Annotated in this window: 3 protein-coding genes; 1 reads left to right on the top strand and 2 read right to left on the bottom strand. The window is 70.5% G+C overall.

Going from position 1 to position 3,041, the window contains the following annotated elements; genetic code table 11:
* Positions 1-510, top strand: a 510-nt coding sequence (locus IE312_RS42120; RefSeq protein WP_229900519.1) for an ACT domain-containing protein, incomplete at its 5' end; no start/stop codon positions are given.
* Positions 511-609: 99 nt separating this feature from the next.
* Here IE312_RS42120 and IE312_RS27900 read toward each other — a convergent pair.
* Both IE312_RS27900 and IE312_RS27905 read right to left on the bottom strand, forming a co-directional pair.
* Positions 610-1,839, bottom strand: coding sequence for a DUF349 domain-containing protein (locus IE312_RS27900; RefSeq protein WP_189985060.1), 1,230 nt, complete (start codon positions 1,837-1,839; stop codon positions 610-612).
* A 190-nt stretch (positions 1,840-2,029) separates the two neighbouring features.
* Entirely contained in the window at positions 2,030-2,854 is an 825-nt protein-coding gene (locus IE312_RS27905; RefSeq protein WP_189985061.1) for a peptidylprolyl isomerase, read from the bottom strand.
* Between the last annotated feature and the right edge of the window lie 187 nt (positions 2,855-3,041).

Consider the following 3,041-nt stretch of genomic DNA (forward strand, 5'->3'; position numbering starts at 1 on the left):
GCGGTCCCGCCGTCGCGCACCCGCGGCCGCAAGCGCCGCTCCAGCACCGACCCGGGCGTGGTCGTCAAGGGCGTCGACGATGTGTGGGTCAAGCTGGCCCGCTGCTGCACGCCGGTGCCCGGCGACCCGATCATCGGCTTCGTCACCCGCGGCAGCGGGGTGTCGGTGCACCGCAGCGACTGCGTCAACGTCGACTCGTTGTCCCGCGAGCCGGAGCGCATCCTCGACGTGGAGTGGGCGCCCACCCAGTCCTCGGTCTTCCTGGTCGCCATCCAGGTGGAGGCGCTGGACCGCTCGCGCCTGCTCTCGGACGTCACCCGGGTCCTGTCCGACCAGCACGTCAACATCCTCTCGGCGGCCGTGCAGACGTCCCGCGACCGGGTGGCCACCTCCCGGTTCACCTTCGAGATGGGCGACCCGAAGCACCTCGGCCACGTGCTGAAGGCCGTGCGGGGCGTGGAGGGCGTGTACGACGTGTACCGCGTGACGTCGGGGCGTACCCGCTCGTAATCGGCACGCCGACGCCCGTGGCCGCACGCCGGGCGGACCGGCCACGCGAAAAGGGCCCCGTACGCGCGTACGGGGCCCTTTCGGCTGTCTCGGTGGGGATTAGCCGCCGAACTCCTGCAGACCCTTCAGAGCCTGCTCCAGGAGCGCCTGGCGACCCTCCAGCTCCTTCTCAAGCTTGTCGGCCTTGGCGTTGTTGCCCTGGGCGCGCGCCTGCTCGATCTGCGCCTTCAGCTTGTCCACCGCGGCCTGGAGCTGACCGGTCAGACCCTCGGCACGCGCGCGTGCCTCCGGGTTCGTCCGGCGCCACTCGGCCTCCTCGGCCTCCTGGATCGCCCGCTCGACGGCGTGCATCCGGCCCTCGACCTTCGGCCGGGCGTCCCGCGGGACGTGACCGATGGCCTCCCAGCGCTCGTTGATCGAACGGAAGGCGGACCGCGCGGCCTTCAGGTCGGTGACCGGCAGGAGCTTCTCGGCCTCCTCGGCCAGCTCCTCCTTCAGCTTCAGGTTCTCCGACTGCTCCGCGTCGCGTTCGGCGAACACCGAGCTGCGGGCGGCGAAGAACACGTCCTGGGCGCCGCGGAAGCGGTTCCACAGGTCGTCCTCGTGCTCGCGCTGGGCGCGGCCCGCCGCCTTCCACTCCGCCATCAGCTCGCGGTACCGGGCGGCCGTCGGCCCCCAGTCCGTCGAACCGGACAGCGCCTCCGCCTCGGCGACCAGCCGCTCCTTCACACGGCGGGCCTCCTCGCGCTGCGCGTCCAGCTGCGCGAAGTGCGCCTTGCGGCGCTTGGAGAACGCCGAGCGGGCGTGCGAGAACCGGTGCCACAGCTCGTCGTCGGACTTGCGGTCCAGGCGGGGCAGGCCCTTCCAGGTGTCCACCAGCGCGCGCAGCCGCTCACCGGCCGCCCGCCACTGGTCGGACCGGGCCAGCTGCTCCGCCTCGACGACCAGGTCCTCCTTGGCCTTGCGGGCCTCGTCGGACTGCTTGGCCCGCTGCGCCTTGCGCTCCTCGCGGCGCGCCTCGACGGTCTCGACGAGCTTGTCCAGCCGCACCCGCAGCGCGTCCAGGTCACCGACCGCGTGGTGGGCGTCGACCTGCTCGCGCAGGTGGTCGATGGCGGCCTGGGCGTCCTTCGCCGACAGGTCGGTGGTCCGCACGCGCTTCTCGAGGAGGCCGATCTCGACAACCAGGCCCTCGTACTTGCGCTCGAAGTAGGCCAGCGCCTCCTCGGGAGAGCCGGCCTGCCAGGAACCGACGACCTGCTCGCCGTCGGCCGTACGCACGTACACGGTCCCCGTCTCGTCGACGCGGCCCCACGGGTCGCTGCTCACAGCGCCTCCTCCACATGATGCCTGCGGGGGCCTCAGCACCCCCGGGCATCGTCCACAGTTTCGTCACCGCCAACATAGGCGACCAGCGGGTTGCCTGTCCGCATCCAGCGCGACCGAAATTCCGCGGCCGGCCGTTCCCGCCGCCGGCGGCCACCGCGTCCGCGGTGACCTCGGGACTTGCCGACTGACCTCAGGACTTGCCGACCGTCGCCTTGTCGATCACGACCGTCGCGTTCGGCGCCCCGTCGCCGTTGCCGGTGCTCTCGCCGGCCGCGGCGATCTTGTTCAGCACCTTCATGCCGGCCGCGTCGATGGTGCCGAACGGGGTGTAGCTCGGCGGCAGCTGGCTGTCCTTGTAAACGAGGAAGAACTGGCTGCCGCCGGTGTGCTTCTGGCCGGTGTTGGCCATCGCCACCGTGCCCGCCGGGTAGGTGTTGTTCTTCAGGCTCTTGTCCTTGAGGTTCTCGTCCGGGAGCGTGTAGCCCGGACCGCCCATGCCGGTGCCCTGCGGGTCGCCGCACTGCAGGACGTAGATGCCCCGGGTGGTCAGGCGGTGGCACTTGGTGTGGTCGAAGTAGCCCTTGCCGGCGAGGAAGTCGAACGAGTTGACCGTGTGCGGGGCCGCCGACGTCTTCAGCGCCACGCCGATGTCGCCGCACGTCGTCGCGAGCTTCAGCGTGTACTTCGCCGACGTGTCGATCGTCATCGCCGGCTCCTTCTTCCAGCTCAGCTTCTTCGCCGAACCGGCCGCCGGCTTGGCGCAGGGGTCCGGCGCCTTGCTGGTCGGTGTAGCGCTCGGGGTGACCTCCGCGCTGGCGTTGGTCTTCTTGTCGTCGTCGTTCTTCAGCACCCCGGTCGTGTACAGGGCGACGCTGCCGATCACGACCACGCCGAGTACCGACGCGATCACGGAGTTGCGCACGCGGGACTTGCGCCGCGCCTCGGTGCGCCGCTGCTGCTGCCGCAAGAACTTCTCCCGGGCGAGCTGACGCCGCCGCTGCTCCTGGCTGACCACCGGGTTCTCTCCTCATGCGTGTCGTGTGTCGGGCGGAACGCGTAGTGCTCGTGAGCCGACCGCTGCGTGTAGCCCCGTACCGTATATGGGTTCGCTGAGGAAACGGCAGCGCCGGTAGGCTCTGACAGCAGCGGAAGCCGCCTGTGAATCGACACAACGAAGGACGATCGTGCTCATTGCCGGGTTC

The organism is Streptomyces capoamus (assembly GCF_014654935.1).
Taxonomy (GTDB): Bacteria; Actinomycetota; Actinomycetes; order Streptomycetales; family Streptomycetaceae; genus Streptomyces; species Streptomyces capoamus.